The sequence below is a fragment of the Anaerococcus tetradius ATCC 35098 genome, assembly GCF_000159095.1.
Lineage (GTDB): Bacteria > Bacillota > Clostridia > Tissierellales > Peptoniphilaceae > Anaerococcus > Anaerococcus tetradius.
Genome location: NZ_GG666297.1, coordinates 121,761 through 143,172, shown reverse-complemented (window position 1 = coordinate 143,172; position 21,412 = coordinate 121,761). Strand labels below are relative to the sequence as shown.

46 protein-coding genes are annotated in these 21,412 nt (G+C 33.1%); 14 read left to right on the top strand and 32 right to left on the bottom strand.

The window, feature by feature from the left end; translation table 11 throughout:
• From HMPREF0077_RS10780 to HMPREF0077_RS05900, 17 genes are all read right to left on the bottom strand, one after another.
• A partial coding sequence (locus HMPREF0077_RS10780) for a hypothetical protein (protein WP_004837095.1) occupies positions 1-855 on the bottom strand: 855 nt, incomplete at its 3' end.
• Positions 848-2,101, bottom strand: coding sequence for a phage portal protein (locus tag HMPREF0077_RS05980; RefSeq protein WP_004837094.1), 1,254 nt, complete (start codon positions 2,099-2,101; stop codon positions 848-850). The genes HMPREF0077_RS05980 and HMPREF0077_RS10780, both read right to left, overlap by 8 nt.
• 117 nt (positions 2,102-2,218) lie before the next feature.
• Positions 2,219-2,551 (bottom strand): HNH endonuclease, encoded by a 333-nt coding sequence (locus HMPREF0077_RS05975; RefSeq protein ID WP_004837093.1) that lies wholly within the window; start codon positions 2,549-2,551, stop codon positions 2,219-2,221.
• A gap of 243 nt (positions 2,552-2,794) precedes the next feature.
• Positions 2,795-3,235 carry a hypothetical protein gene (locus tag HMPREF0077_RS05970; RefSeq protein WP_004837092.1) on the bottom strand — a complete coding sequence of 147 codons (441 nt, stop codon included), beginning with the start codon at positions 3,233-3,235 and terminating at the stop codon, positions 2,795-2,797.
• Positions 3,236-3,403: 168 nt separating this feature from the next.
• Positions 3,404-3,805 carry a dUTP diphosphatase gene (gene dut / locus HMPREF0077_RS05960; protein ID WP_004837090.1) on the bottom strand — a complete coding sequence of 134 codons (402 nt, stop codon included), beginning with the start codon at positions 3,803-3,805 and terminating at the stop codon, positions 3,404-3,406.
• Between the two features lie 35 nt (positions 3,806-3,840).
• Entirely contained in the window at positions 3,841-4,056 is a 216-nt protein-coding gene (locus HMPREF0077_RS05955; protein WP_004837089.1) for a hypothetical protein, read from the bottom strand.
• A 3-nt stretch (positions 4,057-4,059) separates the two neighbouring features.
• Positions 4,060-4,257, bottom strand: coding sequence for a hypothetical protein (locus HMPREF0077_RS05950; protein WP_004837088.1), 198 nt, complete (start codon positions 4,255-4,257; stop codon positions 4,060-4,062).
• Positions 4,254-4,469: a hypothetical protein gene (locus HMPREF0077_RS05945; protein WP_004837087.1), complete on the bottom strand. Its 216-nt coding sequence runs from the start codon at positions 4,467-4,469 to the stop codon at positions 4,254-4,256. Before HMPREF0077_RS05945 ends, HMPREF0077_RS05950 begins: the two co-directional genes overlap by 4 nt.
• A 2-nt stretch (positions 4,470-4,471) precedes the next feature.
• Positions 4,472-5,020: a Holliday junction resolvase RecU gene (locus HMPREF0077_RS05940; RefSeq protein ID WP_155811740.1), complete on the bottom strand. Its 549-nt coding sequence runs from the start codon at positions 5,018-5,020 to the stop codon at positions 4,472-4,474.
• Positions 5,013-5,381, bottom strand: a complete 369-nt coding sequence (locus HMPREF0077_RS05935; RefSeq protein ID WP_155811739.1) for a hypothetical protein — start codon at positions 5,379-5,381, stop codon at positions 5,013-5,015. Before HMPREF0077_RS05935 ends, HMPREF0077_RS05940 begins: the two co-directional genes overlap by 8 nt.
• 303 nt (positions 5,382-5,684) lie before the next feature.
• The gene (locus HMPREF0077_RS05930) at positions 5,685-6,509 is read right to left on the bottom strand and encodes a rolling circle replication-associated protein (RefSeq protein ID WP_040349509.1); all 825 of its coding nucleotides are present in this window, start codon (positions 6,507-6,509) and stop codon (positions 5,685-5,687) included.
• A 171-nt stretch (positions 6,510-6,680) separates the two neighbouring features.
• The gene (locus HMPREF0077_RS05925) at positions 6,681-7,226 is read right to left on the bottom strand and encodes a hypothetical protein (protein WP_004837083.1); all 546 of its coding nucleotides are present in this window, start codon (positions 7,224-7,226) and stop codon (positions 6,681-6,683) included.
• Positions 7,223-7,450, bottom strand: a complete 228-nt coding sequence (locus HMPREF0077_RS05920; RefSeq protein ID WP_004837082.1) for a hypothetical protein — start codon at positions 7,448-7,450, stop codon at positions 7,223-7,225. The genes HMPREF0077_RS05925 and HMPREF0077_RS05920 overlap by 4 nt, the downstream gene beginning before the upstream one ends.
• A gap of 2 nt (positions 7,451-7,452) precedes the next feature.
• Positions 7,453-7,653: a hypothetical protein gene (locus HMPREF0077_RS05915; protein ID WP_004837081.1), complete on the bottom strand. Its 201-nt coding sequence runs from the start codon at positions 7,651-7,653 to the stop codon at positions 7,453-7,455.
• An 11-nt stretch (positions 7,654-7,664) separates the two neighbouring features.
• The gene (locus HMPREF0077_RS05910) at positions 7,665-7,913 is read right to left on the bottom strand and encodes a hypothetical protein (protein WP_004837080.1); all 249 of its coding nucleotides are present in this window, start codon (positions 7,911-7,913) and stop codon (positions 7,665-7,667) included.
• An 18-nt stretch (positions 7,914-7,931) separates the two neighbouring features.
• The gene (locus HMPREF0077_RS05905; RefSeq protein ID WP_004837079.1) at positions 7,932-8,129 is read right to left on the bottom strand and encodes a hypothetical protein; all 198 of its coding nucleotides are present in this window, start codon (positions 8,127-8,129) and stop codon (positions 7,932-7,934) included.
• A 15-nt stretch (positions 8,130-8,144) separates the two neighbouring features.
• The gene (locus tag HMPREF0077_RS05900; protein WP_004837078.1) at positions 8,145-8,330 is read right to left on the bottom strand and encodes a helix-turn-helix transcriptional regulator; all 186 of its coding nucleotides are present in this window, start codon (positions 8,328-8,330) and stop codon (positions 8,145-8,147) included.
• Between the two features lie 75 nt (positions 8,331-8,405).
• Between HMPREF0077_RS05900 and HMPREF0077_RS05895 the strand changes: the two genes are divergently transcribed.
• Entirely contained in the window at positions 8,406-8,597 is a 192-nt protein-coding gene (locus tag HMPREF0077_RS05895; protein WP_004837077.1) for a hypothetical protein, read from the top strand.
• Here HMPREF0077_RS05895 and HMPREF0077_RS10655 read toward each other — a convergent pair.
• Positions 8,578-8,730 carry a hypothetical protein gene (locus tag HMPREF0077_RS10655; RefSeq protein ID WP_004837076.1) on the bottom strand — a complete coding sequence of 51 codons (153 nt, stop codon included), beginning with the start codon at positions 8,728-8,730 and terminating at the stop codon, positions 8,578-8,580. The genes HMPREF0077_RS05895 and HMPREF0077_RS10655 overlap by 20 nt on opposite strands.
• Before the next feature lie 383 nt (positions 8,731-9,113).
• On the bottom strand, positions 9,114-9,365 hold the full coding sequence (locus HMPREF0077_RS05890) for a hypothetical protein (protein ID WP_004837075.1): 252 nt from the start codon (positions 9,363-9,365) through the stop codon (positions 9,114-9,116).
• A gap of 90 nt (positions 9,366-9,455) precedes the next feature.
• Between HMPREF0077_RS05890 and HMPREF0077_RS05885 the strand changes: the two genes are divergently transcribed.
• Complete coding sequence (locus HMPREF0077_RS05885) at positions 9,456-9,962, top strand: hypothetical protein (protein ID WP_004837074.1); 507 nt, start codon at positions 9,456-9,458, stop codon at positions 9,960-9,962.
• Here the strand turns inward: HMPREF0077_RS05885 and HMPREF0077_RS05880 are convergent.
• A complete protein-coding gene (locus tag HMPREF0077_RS05880) occupies positions 9,957-10,142 on the bottom strand; it encodes a hypothetical protein (RefSeq protein ID WP_155811738.1) in 186 nt (61 codons plus the stop codon). The two genes, HMPREF0077_RS05885 and HMPREF0077_RS05880, sit on opposite strands and share 6 nt — an antisense overlap.
• Positions 10,143-10,223: 81 nt before the next feature.
• Here HMPREF0077_RS05880 and HMPREF0077_RS05875 point away from each other — a divergent pair, with 81 nt between their 5' ends.
• Positions 10,224-10,883, top strand: coding sequence for a DUF4145 domain-containing protein (locus HMPREF0077_RS05875; protein ID WP_052588103.1), 660 nt, complete (start codon positions 10,224-10,226; stop codon positions 10,881-10,883).
• Here HMPREF0077_RS05875 and HMPREF0077_RS05870 read toward each other — a convergent pair.
• Positions 10,846-11,028 (bottom strand): hypothetical protein, encoded by a 183-nt coding sequence (locus HMPREF0077_RS05870; protein ID WP_004837071.1) that lies wholly within the window; start codon positions 11,026-11,028, stop codon positions 10,846-10,848. The genes HMPREF0077_RS05875 and HMPREF0077_RS05870 overlap by 38 nt on opposite strands.
• Positions 11,029-11,120: 92 nt before the next feature.
• On the opposite strand from HMPREF0077_RS05870, the gene HMPREF0077_RS05865 reads away from it, so the two are divergent.
• Positions 11,121-11,306, top strand: coding sequence for a hypothetical protein (locus tag HMPREF0077_RS05865; RefSeq protein WP_004837070.1), 186 nt, complete (start codon positions 11,121-11,123; stop codon positions 11,304-11,306).
• Here the strand turns inward: HMPREF0077_RS05865 and HMPREF0077_RS05860 are convergent.
• Together HMPREF0077_RS05860 and HMPREF0077_RS05855 are read right to left on the bottom strand one after the other, a co-directional pair.
• Positions 11,303-11,650: a hypothetical protein gene (locus tag HMPREF0077_RS05860; protein ID WP_004837069.1), complete on the bottom strand. Its 348-nt coding sequence runs from the start codon at positions 11,648-11,650 to the stop codon at positions 11,303-11,305. The genes HMPREF0077_RS05865 and HMPREF0077_RS05860 overlap by 4 nt on opposite strands.
• A 253-nt stretch (positions 11,651-11,903) precedes the next feature.
• Entirely contained in the window at positions 11,904-12,092 is a 189-nt protein-coding gene (locus HMPREF0077_RS05855) for a hypothetical protein (protein ID WP_004837068.1), read from the bottom strand.
• 89 nt (positions 12,093-12,181) lie between these two features.
• Between HMPREF0077_RS05855 and HMPREF0077_RS05850 the strand changes: the two genes are divergently transcribed.
• Positions 12,182-12,553, top strand: a complete 372-nt coding sequence (locus tag HMPREF0077_RS05850; RefSeq protein WP_004837067.1) for a hypothetical protein — start codon at positions 12,182-12,184, stop codon at positions 12,551-12,553.
• Here HMPREF0077_RS05850 and HMPREF0077_RS05845 read toward each other — a convergent pair.
• Positions 12,539-12,772 (bottom strand): hypothetical protein, encoded by a 234-nt coding sequence (locus tag HMPREF0077_RS05845; RefSeq protein ID WP_040349507.1) that lies wholly within the window; start codon positions 12,770-12,772, stop codon positions 12,539-12,541. The genes HMPREF0077_RS05850 and HMPREF0077_RS05845 overlap by 15 nt on opposite strands.
• A gap of 97 nt (positions 12,773-12,869) precedes the next feature.
• Here HMPREF0077_RS05845 and HMPREF0077_RS05840 point away from each other — a divergent pair, with 97 nt between their 5' ends.
• Both HMPREF0077_RS05840 and HMPREF0077_RS05835 read left to right on the top strand, forming a co-directional pair.
• The gene (locus HMPREF0077_RS05840) at positions 12,870-13,103 is read left to right on the top strand and encodes a hypothetical protein (protein ID WP_004837065.1); all 234 of its coding nucleotides are present in this window, start codon (positions 12,870-12,872) and stop codon (positions 13,101-13,103) included.
• Positions 13,104-13,370: 267 nt separating this feature from the next.
• The gene (locus HMPREF0077_RS05835) at positions 13,371-13,724 is read left to right on the top strand and encodes a hypothetical protein (protein WP_004837063.1); all 354 of its coding nucleotides are present in this window, start codon (positions 13,371-13,373) and stop codon (positions 13,722-13,724) included.
• Between the two features lies 1 nt (position 13,725).
• On the opposite strand, the gene HMPREF0077_RS10650 is transcribed toward HMPREF0077_RS05835, so the two are convergent.
• Positions 13,726-13,863 (bottom strand): hypothetical protein, encoded by a 138-nt coding sequence (locus tag HMPREF0077_RS10650; protein ID WP_004837062.1) that lies wholly within the window; start codon positions 13,861-13,863, stop codon positions 13,726-13,728.
• 166 nt (positions 13,864-14,029) lie between these two features.
• Here HMPREF0077_RS10650 and HMPREF0077_RS05830 point away from each other — a divergent pair, with 166 nt between their 5' ends.
• Positions 14,030-14,239: a DUF3892 domain-containing protein gene (locus HMPREF0077_RS05830; protein ID WP_004837061.1), complete on the top strand. Its 210-nt coding sequence runs from the start codon at positions 14,030-14,032 to the stop codon at positions 14,237-14,239.
• Here the strand turns inward: HMPREF0077_RS05830 and HMPREF0077_RS05825 are convergent.
• The 3 genes from HMPREF0077_RS05825 to HMPREF0077_RS10645 all read right to left on the bottom strand — a co-directional run bounded on the left by HMPREF0077_RS05825 (position 14,236) and on the right by HMPREF0077_RS10645 (position 15,149).
• The gene (locus HMPREF0077_RS05825; protein WP_004837060.1) at positions 14,236-14,589 is read right to left on the bottom strand and encodes a hypothetical protein; all 354 of its coding nucleotides are present in this window, start codon (positions 14,587-14,589) and stop codon (positions 14,236-14,238) included. The genes HMPREF0077_RS05830 and HMPREF0077_RS05825 overlap by 4 nt on opposite strands.
• An 11-nt stretch (positions 14,590-14,600) precedes the next feature.
• Positions 14,601-14,849 (bottom strand): DUF739 family protein, encoded by a 249-nt coding sequence (locus tag HMPREF0077_RS05820; protein WP_248596439.1) that lies wholly within the window; start codon positions 14,847-14,849, stop codon positions 14,601-14,603.
• 159 nt (positions 14,850-15,008) lie between these two features.
• A complete protein-coding gene (locus HMPREF0077_RS10645; RefSeq protein ID WP_004837058.1) occupies positions 15,009-15,149 on the bottom strand; it encodes a hypothetical protein in 141 nt (46 codons plus the stop codon).
• Between the two features lie 134 nt (positions 15,150-15,283).
• On the opposite strand from HMPREF0077_RS10645, the gene HMPREF0077_RS05815 reads away from it, so the two are divergent.
• The 4 genes from HMPREF0077_RS05815 (at position 15,284) to HMPREF0077_RS11100 (ending at position 18,502) form a co-directional block, all read left to right on the top strand.
• On the top strand, positions 15,284-15,808 hold the full coding sequence (locus HMPREF0077_RS05815) for a helix-turn-helix domain-containing protein (protein WP_004837057.1): 525 nt from the start codon (positions 15,284-15,286) through the stop codon (positions 15,806-15,808).
• 6 nt (positions 15,809-15,814) lie between these two features.
• Positions 15,815-16,657 (top strand): BRO-N domain-containing protein, encoded by an 843-nt coding sequence (locus HMPREF0077_RS05810; protein WP_004837056.1) that lies wholly within the window; start codon positions 15,815-15,817, stop codon positions 16,655-16,657.
• Positions 16,658-16,787: 130 nt separating this feature from the next.
• Positions 16,788-17,849 carry a tyrosine-type recombinase/integrase gene (locus HMPREF0077_RS05805; protein ID WP_004837055.1) on the top strand — a complete coding sequence of 354 codons (1,062 nt, stop codon included), beginning with the start codon at positions 16,788-16,790 and terminating at the stop codon, positions 17,847-17,849.
• A 524-nt stretch (positions 17,850-18,373) separates the two neighbouring features.
• The gene (locus tag HMPREF0077_RS11100; RefSeq protein ID WP_269447864.1) at positions 18,374-18,502 is read left to right on the top strand and encodes a hypothetical protein; all 129 of its coding nucleotides are present in this window, start codon (positions 18,374-18,376) and stop codon (positions 18,500-18,502) included.
• Positions 18,503-18,730: 228 nt separating this feature from the next.
• Here HMPREF0077_RS11100 and HMPREF0077_RS10775 read toward each other — a convergent pair whose 3' ends face one another.
• From HMPREF0077_RS10775 to HMPREF0077_RS11095, 3 genes are read right to left on the bottom strand one after another with little or no spacing between them, the layout of a single operon-like run.
• Complete coding sequence (locus tag HMPREF0077_RS10775; protein ID WP_004837053.1) at positions 18,731-18,901, bottom strand: hypothetical protein; 171 nt, start codon at positions 18,899-18,901, stop codon at positions 18,731-18,733.
• Between the two features lie 36 nt (positions 18,902-18,937).
• A complete protein-coding gene (locus HMPREF0077_RS05800; protein WP_004837052.1) occupies positions 18,938-19,147 on the bottom strand; it encodes a hypothetical protein in 210 nt (69 codons plus the stop codon).
• Positions 19,148-19,188: 41 nt separating this feature from the next.
• Complete coding sequence (locus HMPREF0077_RS11095) at positions 19,189-19,314, bottom strand: hypothetical protein (protein ID WP_004837051.1); 126 nt, start codon at positions 19,312-19,314, stop codon at positions 19,189-19,191.
• Between the two features lie 280 nt (positions 19,315-19,594).
• Here HMPREF0077_RS11095 and HMPREF0077_RS05795 point away from each other — a divergent pair, with 280 nt between their 5' ends.
• Both HMPREF0077_RS05795 and HMPREF0077_RS05790 read left to right on the top strand, forming a co-directional pair.
• Complete coding sequence (locus tag HMPREF0077_RS05795; RefSeq protein ID WP_004837050.1) at positions 19,595-20,392, top strand: class I SAM-dependent methyltransferase; 798 nt, start codon at positions 19,595-19,597, stop codon at positions 20,390-20,392.
• Positions 20,389-20,898, top strand: a complete 510-nt coding sequence (locus HMPREF0077_RS05790; protein WP_004837049.1) for a GNAT family N-acetyltransferase — start codon at positions 20,389-20,391, stop codon at positions 20,896-20,898. Before HMPREF0077_RS05795 ends, HMPREF0077_RS05790 begins: the two co-directional genes overlap by 4 nt.
• 82 nt (positions 20,899-20,980) lie before the next feature.
• Here the strand turns inward: HMPREF0077_RS05790 and HMPREF0077_RS05785 are convergent, their stop codons facing one another.
• Positions 20,981-21,220, bottom strand: a complete 240-nt coding sequence (locus tag HMPREF0077_RS05785; RefSeq protein ID WP_004837048.1) for a hypothetical protein — start codon at positions 21,218-21,220, stop codon at positions 20,981-20,983.
• Positions 21,221-21,412: the final 192 nt, after the last annotated feature.

The following is a 21,412-nucleotide window of genomic DNA, read 5'->3' as shown; positions in this document are numbered from 1 at the left end:
TTTCCTCAGTGTATTTACTACTTTATCATCTGGTATTGGGTTGTAACCGAGTTCTAAGGCCTTAGCTCTAGCAATATTACTTAATTTATTATCAACAATTTTATTTGCCAAATCAATCCTATCACTTTTTTTAGGATCATGCCACTCTTTTGACCAGACATTCTGTCTTCTATTTTTGTCTGGAACATAGTCCACAGTACACCTGCAATACCTATGTCTTCTAAAAACATCATTGCCAGTGTCTTTTACCGATTCATAATCATAGACACCCGCCTTATCCTTGCACCATTCGCAACATCCACCTAATTCTTTTCTAACTATCTTAGGTTTAAAGCCTAATTTGTAGTGGAAGTCAGCATTTTTCTTTATAGTGCTATCTACAATCGACATGGCGAAATTTATCATAGGTTCATCTAGCAGCCATTTACCATCATTATATGAATCATAGCCGCTTACTTTTTCTACTATCTTATCAATCCTATCTTGGTTTATATCAGCCTTTAAAGCAGCAATTGATATACCAGCTTCTTGGTTTAATAAAGCCTGTACATCTCTTGAATAATCTCCTACCATGTCATAAGTCATACGCATATTAGGGTCTATTATTCTCTTAGCAATGTTATAGTACATCTTCCCATCTGGTAGGTCTTCGGTCTTTATTTTATCTTTAAAAGTATCAGCAAGTATTTGTCCAAGTTCCTCAGCAAATTCATTAGCATCCTTATAGCTTGCTTTCTTATTTTTTAAAGCAAGTAATTTTTTTTGAAGTATCCTTGATTCTTTACTCTTACTAAAAAATGCTTTTTTGATTTCATCTAAAAGTTCTGGGACTATATCTTTTATCTTATCATTCATCCTTGACCTCTACCCTTGGGGCTTCCTTGCTTGCATCAAAACCAGTAAGGTCTGAAAGGTTGTCTTTCCCCAAGAAACCAGGTATTGCCTGATTGATTTTAATAGAGGCATCTCCTATTCCAGATAAGGCTGCCACATCAGGTTCAAAGACAGGATACCAGCTTAGTTTTGTCTTATAGAACTGATTTCTCCTATAAGGGAAAGAATCCTCAAGGCACCTTGCCACATATCCCACATTTAGAAAACCTGTTCCAAAGCACCTCTGTGCTTTTCTTGCAGTGATTCTCAAGGTCTCATGACTAGCCTTAATAGCTTCAGCTGATGATGGATTGTCAGTTACAAATCCCAAGTCATCTAAGGTAAGGCCTGTCTCACCTGCAAAGCCAGATGCGAGAGTTCTTAATTGCTCTGTAAATGGTGACATAGACTGTTGTTGGAATTGTCCAAGCTTAGGAATACCTCCCTCATCATCCTTAGTAATCTCTAATATACTTGCTATAGTTGCCTTAAGATTATCCATAGGCTCCTTATCTTGGCTGGTTCCTACAATATATTTTTGAGGAAAAGAATAAAACTCCGCCGAAATATCAGCCCTTTCCAAAGTTCTCTTTGCGTGGGCTTGGTAATACATAGCCGCCCTTGATATCCTAGACCTGCCAAAAGGTCTAACTGCATCAGGTCTGTAAATAATAGGTACTAGCAAAGCCCTTCCTGTTGGATTATCAATCCTGTATGAAAACTTACCATCCATATAGTAATCAGTAAAATGTGGACTAAAATACGCTTCCGACTTTGCCTTATTATAGTCGTCTCGATCTAAAACTGCATATCCTTCAGTCAATAGTCCAGTAATAGGATCTATAATACCAGTAGCATTGCTAGCTTCGATTACTTGAAGCCTAGCTTCCCCTGTTTCAGCCTTACTTATATATACAAAACAACAAGAACCAATCAAAGCTGACAAAATCGCAGAATCAAAAAAAATATCTGGATTATTCAAATTAAATATTTCTCCAATGCCGAAATCATCATCAACAAACCCCTTAAAAACAAGCCTATCAGCGAGGGTATCAACCGACTTAGTACACCAGCCAATAACCGCCCTATACATAGACCTAATCTCTTGAGGAATTACAATTCCCACATCTCTATCCTGCTTTTTTTCATCATAATGATCATATCTTAAATTAACTCTTAAAGCGTACTTATCAAGCTTTCTACGCAAATAATCTAGTCCATACTCCATAATATCCTATAAAACCCTCTCCTTTTTCAAAAAAACAAAACATCTCACGAAAAAAAATGTACAGTAGACGGCGGAACTCCGTTCGCACCCATAGGGAGGGAGGTATGCCCCCACCTACTATTTTTTATACTTAGTCCAGTCTGTAGACCAAGGCAAGTTTCTATTGCCTATAACCTTAGGCTCCGTGTTTTCTTTATTTTTAAATAACTTATCTGACTTTGCTCTATTACAAGCCCAATGAGCTAGCTGTAAGTTCTCTATATCTGATGGATGACCACCTTTACTAACTGGTACAATATGGTCAATACATGCAGACATTGGGTCTGGAGACTTCAAAGTTAAATCAACTGGTCTACCACATATACCACAAGTATTCTGTGTCTTTAATATTATCTTTTTATTACGCTCAAACTGTGCCCTATGAGGTCCAGTCCTATCGGGTCTTTGCATACTATCACCTCTTTAAATTCTTGACCAAGGCCACCAATCAATTAATGGCCACAATTGTAAAGTTAGTTACTAATATAATAAGGAGTGGTAGCCTTGGTCAAACACTCAAATCAAAAAAAGAGACTGCAAAGCAATCCCCTTTAAGAATCATATTTACTTGTAATATTCTCTAGACCATCTTATTATATATAATACCACACTTTATAATTAAAATAGTCCACTATTTTTCCGATAATATCAAAGCTAAGAATCTCCAAATAATCTTCGCGAAATATGTTCAAGCCCAGCTCTAGCAATATTATACAACTGGCTCTTTTCATAATGGTACTTATCTTTAAGTTTCTTTACCTTGTCCCAACTTTGCTTTTTCCCATAAATAGATAAAGTAATATCAATTTCTTCTTCAGATAATCCTATAAGACCATAATCAACACTATCAACAATATCCTTATTCTTTTCAATATTCTTCTCAAGCATCTCTATCTTAGCATTTAAATTAATAATCTTATCCTCTTGACTAGAACCACTACCAAAACAAGGCTTAAGGCCATAACTGGCAATCATCTTGCTTTCCTTCTTAGACTTTAACTCCTCAACTTGACTTGTGGCATGGTCAATAAAATCCTTGGCATATACATACTTCTTAAGCTTTTCCTTAACCAAATTCATATAAAAATCTTGCATGCTTAATAAAATCTCCTAGAATTCAATTCCTTAATAATAGCCCTAAGAATCCTAAGCCTAGGAACTTGACAAGGACTATCAACCTCATCATTGCAAATCCTCTCCTCCCAAAGCTCCTTCTGCTCCTTAAGCTCCTTCACTGACATAGACTTAAGCCTAACGATCACATCATCTACCACTAGAGCCAAATCCACTACTTCCTCTCTCTGTATCATTGCTAATCTCCTCCACCTTTTCTAAAGAAACCTTCTTCTCATCAAAGAAAACCAACTGGCCAATCCTATCTCCTTCATGAACCTTGTAAGGCTTATCTCCTAAATTAGTGAGATTCACTCCAATCTCTCCCCTGTATGAACTATCTACTAGCCCCAAATGACAAAGAATACCCTTACTAGATAAACCGCTCCTAGGCACAACCAAAGCTCCAGTTCCTTCGTCAAATTCAATATGCAAACCAGTAGGAAAAGTAACAGTCTGACCTTTATTTAAAAACCTATCCTTAGTAGACCTAATATCCCAACCCTGATCTCCATCCTTCTTAACTAACTCATATGGTGCCTTATATCTCATACCTTATCCTCCCTAACAATCTCCTTCTCTGTTGCCTATTCATCCTCAATATCCTTAATCCCAATAAACTCGTAGCCGTACATCTCTAGAATAACATCACCTAGACACTTCCTATAACAAAGCACATTAAAATACTCGTCTCTCAAATCGCAAGTCATCTCATCCAAAAACAAATCCCTAACATAATCAATATGATAAAAATTATTATCATCCCTAGCCTTATCCTTCATACCATACATATAAACTCTCATATACTACTCCTTATTGGTCAACTTGTCATACCTTGCTGAAATCTCCTCAAACTCTTCTTGCACTCTGTTTCTTTCCACGGAAAGCTTTATTCTTTCAGCTCCTTCTGCATTTTCAATATTTCTTTTCAAATCCTCAATATAAGATGATAGTAATTTTTTTGCATAGTAGTATGCAATTCTATCTAATTCAAACTTCTTCATTCTTCCACCACCTCTGCCTTAAAGTCATGAATTTTAGTATAATCTTCAAACTCTAATACATCTCTGATTTCTTTCTCCAATCTCTTTATATAATCTCTGTCAACTTCATCTCTTTTATCCCTATATGCTTTTATCTCCTCTTCAGATAATTCCCAATCCTTTATTTGCTTTTCAATGTCTTCAATAATGTAAAATTCTACTTTAGTCTTCATACTTACACCTCTAGCTTCCTAAACCTGTACCTACTATCCAAAAACAAAATCCCATGCCTAAAAGGCACCTCATACTCTCTCAAATCATCAGCCGAAACACTCTTCTTGCCCCATATAGCTTCCATATCTGACCAAACCTTCCATGGCACATAAAAATACCTATCTCTAATGCCACAACAAACACCGACCAGACCTCCAAGCTCAAGCTTCCTATCAAGCACCTCTGCCTGTCTCTTAGTAATAACCGACTGTAGGATTCTATCCTTGCTCGTATACTTACACTCAAAACATATGGATCTCCCACCTCTGATTGTTCCCTCAAAATCTGGATTAGCCTTCCTGGTAAACCTTCCCTCAAATCTCCCATCCTTCAAAAGTCTAACCACACGAAAAGGCTCATCAACCTTGCTAATATCAGCAATCCCCTTTTCCCTATAAAAATCACAGCCCATGGCCACGAACTTCTCAAAATTCTTACCAAAACCATTAGACTGCCTGTTCCTATACCTCTGAGCTTGCTTAGCTTTATTAAGCTCGTAAGTACTAATCATAATCATCTCCAAACATAGACAATTGATCCTCATCAATCCTTTTAAGTCTCAAAGCATTATCGTCAATATCAACCATATAATTATCAGTAGGCACACTTGCATCATTAGAAAAAGACTGCTTTAAACTTGACTTAATAGCATACTTAATAATAGGTCTCTTATACCTCCTAATCTCAAAATCATCTCCTGCCTTTGGAATATTAACCTCTTCAACCTCATAAGAAAAATTAATCCTGATATTCACCTCTCCCGAAGCAAAATCACCCTTGGCAACCTTAACCATAACAGTGTTCATATGACTATCACTAGCCAAAATCAAATCCTCAAACAAATCTGCATTTGTCAAACTTAACCTTTCCATACTTCCTCCCATATTTTTGTATATTTATAATATCATTTTTCCCTAATTTTAACCCTGTGGATAAGTCTATCTAGCCTACAACTTTTCAATACTTTTGCCCTTGTGGATAACTGACTTTTCCACAAAAATTAATTTTGAATAAAATTAGCAGAAATTTGACCTTATTTTACTATTGTGGATAAGTCTATCTAGCCTACAACTTTTCAACATTTTCCGCTTGTGGATAACTACTTATACATATTTATAATTATTCTTTAATCTTTAGATTGTGGATAAGTCAAATAAAATCGACCATTTCAACAATCATAGCCTTAACTTTCTTCTAAGCTTTAAATATATTGACCAACCTGTGAAATCATTATAAACTGCCTCTATCCCATTATCCTTATCTGCAACAGTATAACCTGGATATATCTTCTCCCACCTATCAATCACATATGGATCTAGGGCATATTGTAAAAGTTTCTTGTTAGAATACTTATAGTCATTGGTCCTCTCATAAGGTCTCTCTAAATTTTGACTACAAGACCATCTCCTTTTATAAGTAGTGTGCCTTGCTAGATAATTGGCCAAGCCTAAAATCCCTGTATTAACATCTTCTTGGATTCTCTTAGAATTTGCATAGCCGATAGAATCTCCTACCTTCTCTCCCTTATTCTTCTTTCTCCTCCATAGGCTTTCTAATGTATCCCTATCAAGCCCACAAGAAATCAAAAAATGATGGTGGTATCTCACAGGCTCATCATCTCCCTTTTTCTCTCTCATAGAAGTAATCACTATATACCTAAGCTCTTCCTCAATACCTAAAGCCTTCATCTTATCCCTTATCCTTCGTATGTAGTTTCTTACCTCCCTTTGTGAATCATCATAACTCTTAGGTAGGTATATATCCTTGTAGGTAGTAGTTAGAAAAATATCCCCTTCTCCAAAATTAGTCTCAGCCAACTGGATAAACTTTCTCCTGGCATTCTTGCTATTCATATTTTCTTGCTTAGGCAGAGAAACCTTCTTTTTCTTGCTCCTCTTACCTTTCCTATACTCAAGCTGGTCTTCTGTAAGAGAATATAGATCTACCTCCATATAATTCTCTCCACAAACAATCTTCTTTTCCCTAACAAACCTTCTCATAACACACCCTTTTTTTATACCGTCCAAAAGATAATACCTATTACAAGCCCGATAAGGGAGCGTGTAACTCCCTTTGATTTTAGGCTTATTTTGTTGCAATTAACCTATTTGTGTGTATAATATAAATGTAACACACTGAGAATGAGTGCTCTAACAGCTCATTCTCTTTTTTCATTCCTCTTCTTGATCGCCAACAAAACTTTCATCATCAAACTCTTCCATCCTTCTATCAAAATCAGCATTTTCCTTTTCTATAGTTTCATAATCTAACTCCGGAAAACCTGCTTCCTCATCCTTCTTGTTCTTCTCTATCATCTCAATAACTTTCTTATCATCAACCTTATCTGCCAAAGCCCTAATCTCTTCATCTAACTTAATAGCTTCTCTCATAAGCTTGTTATATCCATCCTTAGCCTTATCAACATTCTCATAAATAAAACATGACTTAATACTCTGTAGAACTTCAATAAGCTCATTAACCCTTAACAAAGCCTTACTAGAATCAATACTTAATATCTCTTCTTCGCAAGTTTCAATATCATCAAGGCTAACAATACTTACACAATTCCTAGATTCGTCCAATACCTCTACAGTAGCATACAAAGAATCATGGTCCCTTCTCCAAATAAGACCTGTGATCTTTCTCTTAACCTGGTCCTTATAATAAACAGGGCTCTCTGACTTCAAAAGCTCCATAGCTTCCTTATAACTAATCATCTATCAAACACTCCAAACAAACATATAATAAAAAGTGCTAGCTTTCCGAAAACTCTTTGAACATCAGTCCTTCCAGTCATTGACAAAACAAGCATCAAAAATGCCATTGAAGACCAAAAAATCTGTTCCTTCCTTTTTGCCTTCTCATCCAAAAGCACATATCTTGGAATACCTAAATCCTTAAACAACCTATACTTCTCACTTCTTTTCATATTCTCAATCATAACTAAATCTCCTTTACACTAATACAATCTAAATATTTGCTTAACTCTCTACTATTTCGTAACTCACTTAACTTCAAACACCCAACATAATAGCGGTGCTTCCTCGAACTAACAAACAAATAAAACTCGCCATCACCACCATCTTCCAAATCCAAATCCTCATCAAACTCCCTAATAAACTCTTTAACTGGGCCTAACTTCATAATCTCCTCCTTTAACTTCTCAAATTGTCCAAATAAGCCCTAACATCATCACCAGCATAAAGCTTGGACTTCTCAGAAAGCTGAATTGTCTTCAAACCATTCTGTTCCCACTTGATAAACTGTCTCTTATCCTTAAAACCAAAATAAGAACACATATCATCCGGAGTCATATACTCCTTAATAACAGTCAATCTATCACTAGAACCAGCCATTAAGCTATCATCTATCACCTTCTGCATCTCATTAATAGCCTTTTCCATACACAACCTCCTTCAAAATCATTGACTAGATTTCTCTCTGTCTATCCCAGTTTCTACAAATATCTCCAACTGATTAATCTCTTCTATAAGCCTTTCAGAGTCTTTAAGGATACTTTTCATACTCTCATAATTATAACCAAGCATATAAATCTTCCTATTAAGCTCATCCAAACCATTGACCTTCATCTTAATTTTTAAATACTTTAAATTTTCCATAATATCTCCTAATATTTAGCCTTCATAAAGTTCCCACCAATTAATATCAAAATATTCACCTAGTATTTTAGCCTTATCAACCGGCAATACTCTAATTCCTCTCTCATAATTACCTATAGCTCTATCATTAACCCCTATAATTTTGCCCATCTCTTTCTGACTTAATTTATGCTTATTTCTCAATTCTTTTAGTTTTTCCATACTATATATAGTGCCTCCTCTTTTTATAACCACAACATGTGGTATAATATTTAAAATATAGAAAGGAGGTATAACATGGATAAAAAAACTAATGACTTATTCTCAACGACAAATATACAAACACAAATATTTGAAGTAATCAAAGTTGCTATTGAAAATGAATACATCCATAAAGGATCTAGCCCAACTGAAACAGCTCAAAATATATCAGAATTTGCTAGAACCTTAAAAAGAGAATTAACAAATCCTACAGACATTCAGGATTAGTTATAACTACAGAAGAAAGAGTACAAGTAACGTTGTGCTCTTTTTCTAACTCTTCAATAAGCTCTAATTCCTTAATCAATATCTCTACACTAGGCACTGTTAATGTATCTATATAAATTTTCTTAATCTCCATAATCTCCTCCTTTCTTATTACTTATTAGTGTTTTTTATTTAATAACATTTAGCATTTTTAAAATAACATCTCCTCTATAATCGTGTATAGTGAAAATAAAAAGGAGACATTTACTAATGAAACAACCAAACTTATCGCTAGATGATTACCAGATTAAAATAATCAATCATGGCCTAGCACTACTACCTGACTTACAAGATGCACTACCAGATACACCCAATAATAGAAAACTATTCTCTAAATCTCATCTAGTGCCTGACTTGATACATCAACTTGGAACTCATAAGGCTAATAATCTTACTAAAGACCAAACCGAATTGATTGCACTATCAATATTAGGTCTCCACCTAATAGCTACAGGCAAAATCTTTATCGACCAAGAATCAAAAGACTTTGCTACAGCTAACTTCTTCAAAATAAATCATCTTCACCAATTCTTTTTGAACCTCTAACTCAAAAGTCGGTTCATAATTACCACTAAAAGGCATCTTCAATAAACGCAAGATGTCTTTTAATGTGTCAATAGGCTTTGCCTTCTTATCCTTATAACTAATTCTCATAAAGACATCTTTTTCCTTAAACTTTTTATTAGCTAATTTTATAAAGCTATCTCTGGCATCTTTTTTATCTCCCATAATCTCCTCCTTCCTTATTCCTTAACAAATAACATTAATTTATAATCTCCTCCACAATCTCGTATAATAGAACCAAGAAAGGAGGTACAAATGTTAGAAATTATTCAATCAACAACCGCTATCATAGCCATAATAATCGCAATATGCACACTAAGACAAAGTGCAAAACAAATTGAGCAAAGTACCAGACCATATATAAGCATATATGCACGTAATATAAATATGGGAACTCCATATAAAATCTTAGTAATAAAAAATAACGGAAACAGTTCAGCTAAGATTAATTACCTAAAATCTGATTACAATCTAGAAGAGCTTTCATACGTGCCAGGTATGAAGCCATTTTCTAGAATATCCGAAAGTTCATTTGCACCCAACCAAAGTCAAAAATGTTACATCTTGCCACCAAAATCAAAAGATATAACTATAAACTTTGAAATCTCTTACAAATCAACATCAAATAAAACATATACTGAGCATACAAGTATAAGATTAGATGCTGAAAAAGAAAACACATATACACGTTATAACAGTAAAAACAACGATATGAAATATCTAATCTGTTCCATCCAACAATTAGCTGAAGATAACCTATAACTCGGAAAAAGGTCTATACTCTAGCCTATTAAGAACTTCCTCAAGACAATACTTATAGCTCTTTAAAAAGCGTTTGTTTTCTGGAAGTTCTTTCAATACTTTAAAAATATTATTAATACATTCTTCATAGTCTTTTTCTTCTAATCTTTTATAATCACCAGCATAAATTAAATCTCCCATAATCTCCTCCTCTCTATATTCATCAGTTATAATTCCAATCTCCCAATTAACATGTATAATCAAATTAAAAAGGAGAAAACCATGCAACTTACAAAAATGCACTTAACATTCAAATCTAATCAACATGAAGTTCCAGTACCTCTAATCTGCCCTTACTGTGGTAAAGCTGTGGAACTATCTGAGAAATCTTCAACATCTATATTCTATAATGATAAAAAAGAATTGTTCTTAAAAACTCTTTACCTTAAATGCTGTAATAAGAACCTTGCAGCCCTATACACTTACGAAAGTGACGGATATCATTTTAAAATTGATTTAATATTTACTTATCCATCAACCTCTGATGTCCACCTACCAGAATCCCTCCAAGAAATTTCTCCTGACTTCGTAAAACTATATAAAGACTCAACCTTTGCCTACGAAAACAATTTAAACTCTTTAGCAGCCATGGGCTTTAGAAAATCTCTTGAAGTCCTAATAAAAGACTATGCAATCAACGTTCTAAAAAAGCCTAAAGAAGAAGTAATCAAGAAAAAGCTCATAAATGCAATAAGTGACTACATGCCAATGCAAGAACTCATAAAAACAGCAGATGTTGTAAGAATTCTAGGCAACGACCACACCCACTACTATCAAAAATATAGTCAGTATGATATAGAAGTACTCATCAAATACCTGGACATCTTCATACAACTTATAGAAACTAAGTATCTGATAGATCACCCACCTGTCTCTCGTTAAACTCAGTCTCTATGCTCATGGAGTTAATCTCTTCAATAAGAGTCTTAGCCTCCGTGAGCTTTTTATTAATCTCATTAAGCTTATCCAAATACTCCTCCACCCCATAAACTTTTAAGCAATATTCATCATTCTTAAAAACTGCCATAACCTCCTCCTTCCTTATTCCTTCACAAACTACATTAATTTATAATCCCCTCCACAATCTCGTATAATAAAACCAAGAAAGGAGGTGGAAATATGTCTGAAAACAACCATGATAATACAACCGAATATCTAACAAGGCTTATGTTAGAATCTAAAAACTTATCAAATGAAACTCCAGAATCATTAGTAAAACTTTATAAAGAGACTTACAGCCAAATCAAAAAATCTCTAAAATCTTATAATGATGTCAACAAAGATAATCAAAAAATAAGATACTAACAATTCCAATCAATGATAATTTTCTTAGGCTTGCAATGAATGTTGTAAGCCTTAGAAAGAATCCTAAACGCCCTAAGAGTTTCGCTAAACTCTTGCATATTTCCAACAACAACCTTATCTATCATCAAATCTTGCCCATATGATTCATCTGAAAAATCTATTCCCTTAAAAATCTCATCTTGAAAGTCGCCTAAATCCATCCTATTTTCTGGGATAAGCTTTTTCTGTAAATTAATTAATACTTGCTTAGCCTCCTCAACTTTAAGTCGATTTAAGCTTACAATAGCTAATTCTAAAATCTCTGCTATTTTTTCACTGTCATAAATTTCTTTATTCTCTCCCATAATCTCCTCCTTCCTTATTGCTTGACAAATAACATTAATTTATAATCTCCTCCACAATCTCGTATAATAAAACCAAGAAAGGAGGTATATATATCAGATGATAAATTACAGGAACTTGCAACATACCTTACAAAGTTATTAATAGAATCCAAAGACCTTACAGAACAAACTCCAGATTCTATAGTGAAACTATATAAAGAAACATATAAACAAGTTCTCAAATCAATCAATAACTACAACAAAAACCAGAAAACTAATTAATATTTAAAGTTATAGGAGTGCAGCTAATCTTGTACTCCTTTTCCAATTCATAAATTTTGCAAAATACATCGTCTAAGAAAGATAGACCGTCATAATCACATGCCATAACGCTAATATCAACTCTAACCAACCTTTCATCTGTATAGTCCATATTTTTGCAATCATTATTCTTAATCTCCATAATCTCCTCCTTCCTTATTGCTTAACAAATCACATTAATTTATAACCTCCTCCACAATCTCGTATAATAAAAACAAGAAAGGAGGTACCATGCTCACATACCAAACATATAAATTATTAAAATCTCTTCGAAAATTCAAAATACCTTACATCTATGAATCTCTTGATGATAATCTAAAATGTAGGATTATCGAAAAAGAAGAACTCCACCTAAAAAATAATGACCTTGTTTTTAGTTATAACAAAGATAACTTTCTAATTGCTAGGGTAGATGAAATCAAATACCTAGAATCAGAATCCTATATAACTATCAACAAAAGAAATATAGAATTTACACATAAGGGATACAGACATTTTCAAATATCCCTAATAGATCTCGGTAAGTTCCTTGGTAGATCTGTTATAACTCCAGTAGCTGTATCTTTTATAACTGCCTTACTAACAGTCCTATTTTTTAAGTAGATAAATAGTTGTAATAACAGAAGTAATCGTGGAAACAACAATAGACACAATATAATCAAATCTCTCCCTCTCCCAGGTATTTTCATTCTTCCTATACCAATCACTAACTCCATAACATTCCTTAAAGGGCTTGTACTCACTCCACTTGCCCTCTTTTTTTATATATCGCATGATGAATATTAGTAATAAAAGCAAAACTCCTAAGATAATAAAAATCATCCCATAATCTCCTCCTTCCTTATTACTTGACAAATAACATTAATTTATAATCTCCTCCACAATCTCGTATAATAAAAACAAGAAAGGAGGGTCCTAAATGGTTAAAAAAATTAATTTAGATGTCGATCCTATTTTTAAAAGATCAGTAATGAAACTAACAAACACATATAATCCCAAGTTCTCTTTTGGTAATAAAGAATTTGAAAATGAAAAAGAATTATTATCAGAGCTATCCAGGAATATATGCGAAGACTTTTCCGAACAGTTGTATCCCATACTGCTTGAAAACTTAATTAACGATTTTTACCTACATTACGAAGATAACCAATAAAAATCTTATTACCGAGCCTAAGCCTAGTAAGCAAAGGCTCTCTTTTATTGATTCCTTTGTTAGAGCTTCTTTTTTTTTCTTTCTCTCCCATAATCTCCTCCTTCCTTATTACTTGACAAACGACATTAATTTATAATCTCCTCCACCCCATAAACTTTTAAGCAGTATTCATTATTTTTAAAAACAGCCATAATCTCCTCCTTTCTTAATTGTTTTAGTACTAATCTCCTAATTAACTTGTATAGTAAAATTAAAAAGGAGAAAATAATGAAAAACAAACCTATAATTAATTTCGACACAGAACAAATGACAATCATCAAATATGGCCTAACATTAATTCCAAAAATCCAGCAATCAATTCCAGAAATAAAATATAGCAAAAACGCTAAATTAAATATTAAGTTATCAAAGTCAACGCTTAAAAAATTTGAATCAGGTAACATTGAAAACTTAACACCAGAACAATTTAGAATGGTTTTGTTATCTATAAACGGCCTATATCTAATTCTTATAAAAGACGTATTTATAGATAAAGAATCAACATCTTTCGCTGAAAATAACTCAGAAAATATAAGATTACTTCAAGCATTGTTTGACACTTATAACCCTAATGTTATCTAAACTATTCCTTCTTTGGAGTAGTTTTTTCTTTCTCTTTATTAATCTCTTTGTATGAAATTTTTATAAAGACATCTTCATCAGTGAATTTCTTATCAGCCAACTCAATAAATTTATTTATGAAAGTTTTATGTCCTTCCATAAACTCTCCTTTCTTTCTCTATAATAAATATATACAACATATAGTGGTTGATAGTTTTTGTGGTACTATATGTATTGCTTTGTATAGTCAAGATGGTAAAATTATTCCAGTAGAGTATGTCCCCCAAATAGTAACTTTTAATATTAATATTAATATTCGGAGGTGAATGTTGAAGAGAGTAAAAACAACAAGTCAATCAAAAACTGGAAGAAATACCCATTTTAAAGATACAAAATCTGGCAGATATATGACAAGACTAGATTTTGTAAAAGCAATCAAATCAGGCAATTACAGTAACTACCACGTACGAATGATAAACGGAGTCGCCACTCCAGTATCAAACCCAGATAAATCTAAAAACAATAATTTAGATTAGTCAAATGGGATGTACTCTACTTTAAAATTCTTATCTGAAATCTCATTACAAGAATTTATTGAAACAATCAAATTACCATCCTTATCACTAACTTGAATCTCTTTAAAAGATTTATCACCCATAATAATAGGTAAGGGTTCTAAAACATCCTCTAAATTTACTTCATAATCATTTAAAAGATTCGTTAATTTTCCCCTAGTCTTAATTCCACAAGAAATTTCCCTCTTTATCATTCCATCAAAATGTGATCTAGAAACACCAAGCTTTCTACAAAAATCAGAAATAGAATTAAAATTTGTATTGATAAAATCTTCCATAATTTCCTTATCTAAAAATCTTTTACAACCCATAATCTCCTCCTTTAGTTTATACGGTTTTCCGTATTTAATTTGCAAAAAAATAAATCATCAATCATATCTGGTTTGACGGAAAAGCCTATTATAGACTTTTCCATCTCATCTTGCTTAAATGGTAATCTATTATTCAATCTCTCATTTAAGCTTGTAGTAGATATACCAATATACTTAGCATAATCAGACAAATTCCCGAAATTTTCTTTAATCATTCCCTTTAGTTTGGAATAATCATACTTGTAATTAACAGATGTCAAAAATTCCTCCTCTCATAGAAAACCCTAAATAAACAGATTAATAATATTAATAACTAAAGTAGCAATATTAATAATCAATAACATCCTAATCATCTTTATTGTCTTATCATCATTCATCTTGTATAATAGTAAATGAGTAGTTAAGGGGGCAACCCCCTACTACTTCAAAAGCTTATTGATTAGTTCGATTATAGCAGCTATTAGATTGATTAATGCTATAATTAATGTTATTTCTAAACTCTTATCAGTAAGCTTTTTTTGTTTTGATTTTTTTCTATTCTCAAAACTTTTTTTGTTCATTTACTATATCCCCCTTTCTTATATTTATATTATAATACGGTTTTCCGTATTAGTCAATAGTTATCTTAATATTTTTTAAAGTTTTCTTGATTTTTAATTAAGAAAACTGTATTATACTCTTATAAGGAGGGGTTATGGAAAACATAAAAGTATCAAGTTTTAAAAATAGATTAAAAGATCTCTTACAAGAAAAAAATATGACTCAAAAAGAACTATCTAATCTAACAGGAATAACTCCATCATCTATCAGCGATTGGCTTAGGGGAAAATATGAAGCCAAACAAGATAAGATAGATATAATCGCAACAGCTTTAAATGTAAGCCAAGCTTATTTAATGGGCTACGATGTTCCAAAAGTCAATCATATTAAAATGTTTGCTAAGGAATCAAACTCAAACAGAAACTTAACAAATAACCAAGAAAACATAATAAGTTTATTCACTCTACTAAATGAAGAAGGTCAGAAAAAAGCATTAGCCTACACCCAAGACCTGGTCGACAGTGGAAAATATTCAATAGACCAAAATCTAAGTAGAGCTACTCAGGCAGAAATAGACCAGGAAGTAGAAGCCTATAGAAAAGAACTAGAACTACAAGCAAGAACCGCAAAATCATCTCAATCAGAAGCTACAAAAGAACCAAAAAATAAACAGGCATAGGATACAATGACTAACAAAATGATAAAACTATTTGAAAACAAAAAAATAAGAACCTACTGGTATGAAGAAAAAGAAGAATGGTACTTCTCCATTATAGACGTAGTAGAAGTACTTACTGAAAGTAAAAACCCAAGAAGGTATTGGAGTGACTTAAAAAGAAAAATTTCAGAAGAAAGTGGGAATGAAGTGTACGAAAAAATCGTACAGTTGAAAATGTTAGCTACAGATGGCAAGATGAGAACAACAGATGCGGCAGACATGGAAGGTATCTTCAGAATAATCCAATCAATTCCATCACCTAAAGCAGAACCATTTAAATTATGGCTAGCCAAAGTAGGAAAAGAAAGAATTGATGAAACAATAGACCCAGAACTAACGCTCCAAAGAGCAAAAGAAACCTACCTAAAAAAAGGCTATGATGAAAAATGGATACAACAAAGACTAATCTCTATAAAAGCCAGAAATGAACTAACAGACCAATGGAAATTACATGGAGTCAAAGAGGGCAAGGAATATGCCATCCTAACTGATGCCCTAACCATAGAGTGGTCAGGTCTATCTACTAAAGACTATAAAAAATTAAAAAACTTAAAAAAAGAAAATCTAAGGGACAATATGTCAACTCTGGAACTGACCCTAAACCAATTAGCAGAAGCCACAACAACAGAACTAACCAAAACTCACAATCCCCAAGGATTTAAAGAAAATGAAGCAATAACCAAACAAGGTGGCAAAATAGCAGGAGATGCCAGAAAAGCCATAGAAAAACAAACAGGTAAACCTGTAACAACAAGCGAAAATGCTCTTAACTTCATAAATCAAGAAAAAAATAAAGAAATAAAAGGATAAAAATCATAAATAAAATTGACATATAAAAAAGAGACTCCCCTCGTTCCCCAACGCTGGAATCTCTTAGAAACTTAGCAGACGGTATCACTCCGCCTGCTTCTATTGTACCACAAAAGATAGAAGGTAAAAAATGAAAATATCATCATACAAAAAGGACGGAAAAACTTATTACAAATTCCAAATCAGACTAGGAAAAAAAGTCACAACAAGATCTGGATTTAAGTCAAGTAATGCAGCCATATATAAGTATACCCAAATGATGAAAGACTATGAAGATGAAGTCCAAGGCAACATCTTATATCAAAAAGCATACGAAAAGTGGCTCAGACTCTATGAAACCACCGTAGAAGAATCAACCCTATCAACAACAGTAGGGTATTTTAAAAATCATATACTACCCCACTTTGGACAAACAAAAATTCAAGACATCACAATCAATAAGTGTGAGGACTTTGCCCTAGCCTACAAAGACTACTCAAAAGGAAAATCAATGTACTACTATGCAAAAAGCGTCATGGAATACGCAAAAAAGCACTACAATCTAAAGGAAAATCCTTTTGAAAAAGCAAGCCTCCCACGATTTTACGAGCATGAAGAAGAATGTAAATTCTTAGAGCCAAAAGAAGTCAGCCAACTAATAAATTATTTTGAACACAATATATTTCGGAAAACTCTCTTCCGAGTCCTATGCTATGTAGGCCTAAGACGAGGAGAAGCCCTTGCCCTCACATGGGAAGATATAGACTTCAAAACAAAAACCTTGACAGTAAATAAAGCTATAGGAATAAATAAACAAAACCAAGTATATCTGAAAGGACCAAAAAATAAGGCATCCTATAGAACTCTAGACCTAGACTCAAAAACTTTATTGTCACTAAAAGAGTTAAAATTAAGTTCCAAATCAGACCTAGTATTTCCAAGCCCAATAGGAGGCTACCTCAGACTATCAACCCCAAACGAAAAACTCCAAGAAACCCTTGAAAAACTAGGAATAAAAAAAATCACCCTCCACGACCTTAGACATACCCACGCAAGTTTGCTCTTCGCAAGTGGAAGAAGTGTAAAATATGTACAAGCAAGACTAGGCCACTCCCGAGCCGAAACTACCATGAACATCTATGTCCACGTCACCCAAAAAGAACAAGACCAAGCCATAGAAGACTTCGAAAAATACATGGAAAAAAATAGCTAAAAATTAACTGCTCAAATAAAACGTAGTTTATTTGTAGTTATCACCCATTAAAACATTGAAAAATAGCTCTATGGTGTAGTCCCCTATTCTCCACCATGTAATATTTATACATTACTAAAAAGGGATATATTAGAATATAGATAATAATTATTCCATACTTTCGGTATAAAAGAATAAAAATGCCTATAAAAAGGCTATCTTGTAGCTAAAATGTAGCAAGTAAATGATATTATACTAGAAGTTATAGAGACCAATTGATGGTCTCTTTTTTATTTTTATCCCTAATATTCAGCTTTTTATTTCTGTTAAACTAGAATCCAAAAACCTCCATTTATAGTCCGTATGACTCATTTCTCCATGCTTCTTTTACGTCTAGCAAGTAAAAGACAATAAAAAATCGCACGATTAACGCACGATTAAATTATTCATATTTACTTGTTTTGTGTGATCTTTTACACGATTAACTCACGATTATTTTTAATATGGTATAATAAATTTGCCCCTTGTAGAAAGGAGGTGTTGCCATGGGCAAAATATTAGCTTGGATAGTAATACCCACACTATCAATACTAGTATTACCTTTACTAAAAGATATTCTTTTTGAATTATGGAAAGAAAATCATAGTAAAGACAAATCAAAAGAGCAGGAATAACCCCTCCTGCTCTTTTTGTTGCCAATAAGGCATATTAGCTTTTTACTAGTATCACAAAGTAATTGGGCTTTGTGGCTTTTTGATGATTAAGAGGTTGCTTCTCTTACTGATATTATATACTCTTATAATAATTAATCAAGCTTGCTAAAACGCCAAATCCAAATCACTTATCTTTAGTTATTGTAAATTATTAATACCACTTTTTCTTATAGACCAATATTCATTATCTCAATATAAATCTGGAATCATCTTTTCTATCATATGTCCTCCTGTTGAGTTTTTAACAAAAACGGGTAAGTTAATACTAAGTAGCAGGTCGTCCTCCTCCCCAAAAAAAATGTCCTTGCGAGTAATTGTTAGGAACTGAGGGGGTGGGCCTACTTTTTCTATTTTATTCATTTATCTATATCTCTTAAAATTATATGTCTTTCTTTTTTACTCATACAAAGGCCTTATTTTGGAATATATTTCAGGCTTAGGCATACCCTTTTCTTCAGCCATTTTACAATATAACTCGAATTCTTTATCTGTTTTTCTCGCATTAGGTATATGCCTAAAATAACTAAAGATCTCACTCTTTTCTTCTTTTGTGATTTCTTCCCCATTATAGGCACTTTTTATAACATCTTTTATTCTTCTTCTCATAAAATCTTCTCCAAGACTATCTTTCCATTATCATTATAACCCTAGTCAGGATTTTTATTAATATATTCATCATACATACCCTTATAATAAGTATCGGTCAAGCCCTTTTCAAGAAAAGTTCCGACCTCGGCCTCTTCCTCTTGGGCTAATATTGCCGAATGAGCCATAATTTCAGCCTGTAAAGCCTAAGGCCTATTTATCCTAGACCTCATATCCAAAGTATTTATCTCTAAAACAAAAAAGAGGAGTTACAGCTTTTTTTCTATACTCCAATGAGAGCAAAATATTTTAACTTTGTTTCGCAAAGTTTGAAAACTTTGCGGCTCTATAGGATTTGGCTTCTCTACTAGAAGTAAATACTAATTTCCCTAATTTTTCAAGTTGAATCACTTATCTCACACCATCTTATATTGGGGTATATTTATACAAAAGGAGGATCTTATTGATATGGAAGATATCGTAAAAATTGATGATGATTTAAAAAGAAATGAAGAACTATATAAGCTTATTGATGAAGAAAGTCGTCTTAAATCAAGAACTGGAATAGTTGAGAAAATCACCACCCAAAAGGAAATAGACAAATTAATTAATACAAATTCTAAGGTTCTTGACATCGGAGCTGGTACTGGAGTTTATACAATCCACCTTGCACCTAAGGTTAAAGAAGTTACTGCCTTTGAGCCTTCTAGTTCAAATTTTAAAACCTTGGAGGCAAAGGCAAAGGAATTTTCAAATATAAAAGCCTATAATAAGTCATCTTTCGACCTAGAAGATTTGGAAGAAAATTATTTTGACCTAGTCCTAATTTTTGGACCAATGTATCACTTATCTAATGAAAAAGACAGAAAAGACGTACTTAGACAAGCTAAAAGAGTATGCAAAGATGGTGGCTACATATTAATTGCCTATATAAACCACGATATGGTATTAATTAGCGAATCTATTAATTATAATACAAATATTTTTTCAAGCCCCGCCTATATAAGCGAAAAACAAAGATTAATAGATAGACCTTTTGTATTTTTCAAAGTCAATGAAGCTAGAAAAATGATTGAAGATAATTATATTGAAATAGAAGAGATAATAGCAAGCGATGGCTTTGCAGAAGTATTAAGTAATAAACTTGAAGAAATGACTGAAGAATCGTTTGAAAATTACCTAGACTGGCACTTAAACCACTGTAAAGACCCAGAAACGCTCGGGGCAACGAACCACCTGCTCTTTGTATGCAAGAATAAAAAATGAAAAACATCATCCTATACACCCCAAAAGAAAACGAATTAGACTTTGCAAAAAATATCCTAGTTGACCCTGCCACCATGGCCTACAATAAGGGTTATGATTTACCTATTTTAGGCTATGATAAAGAAACAGGCACTATCACCCATGACGATGGCTATTGGAAAAAATGGTATGACCTTTATTTTTCAAATCCTGGTAAGTATTTTTATGCCTATATTTACGACCAGGATTCAAAGGCCTTTGTAGGTGATGTAAATTTCCACCCTTCAAGGCTTAATTCCTTTACAAGGGATATCGGAATTGTAACTAAAGACGAATTTAGGGGCCAAGGCTATGGCATGGTAGGTCTTAGGCTTCTAATTAAGAAGGCTTTTTCCTTTGATTCTATAAGAGCTCTCCACAATAATTTTGAAAAAGAACGTGGTCTTGCTCTTAAAATCCACGAGGATTTAGCTTTTAAAATCGTTCACGAAACCGATGGAATAATTGACTTAGTGCTTAAAAGATAATTTAAAATATTAAAAGACTTAAAAAATGTACCAAGTTTTATCAAAGGACTAAACTTGGTACATTTTATTTGTAACAAAAATATTATTCTAAAACTTTCACTTGGTGCATTCTCGGAGCATCCATTGGTAGGCTGACATCAGATTGCCAATGACCATCACTAGGACCGAAACTTATTGTAATTTTCTTTCCCTCATAGGACATCATATCTTCAGGCAAACTTATAAGATTATCACTTCTTGTAGAATCTCCTCCACCTACACCTGATTGCAAAGTAAAATCCATAGGCTTTTCTAAGATAAGAACTACATATTTTTCTCCCATATCTTGCAAGGCTTCTGGGTTAAAATTCTGATAAAGCCATATCCTTAGTTAATAATCCTTTAAAAGTCCTTGCTATTTTCATTTCTGCCAAATTATTAAATTATTACTTGTTTATAGGTTTAGGTCCATATTCATCAAAGGCTTTTTTTGTTAATAGATTCTTTATTAAAGCACATATTGAATAATTATATT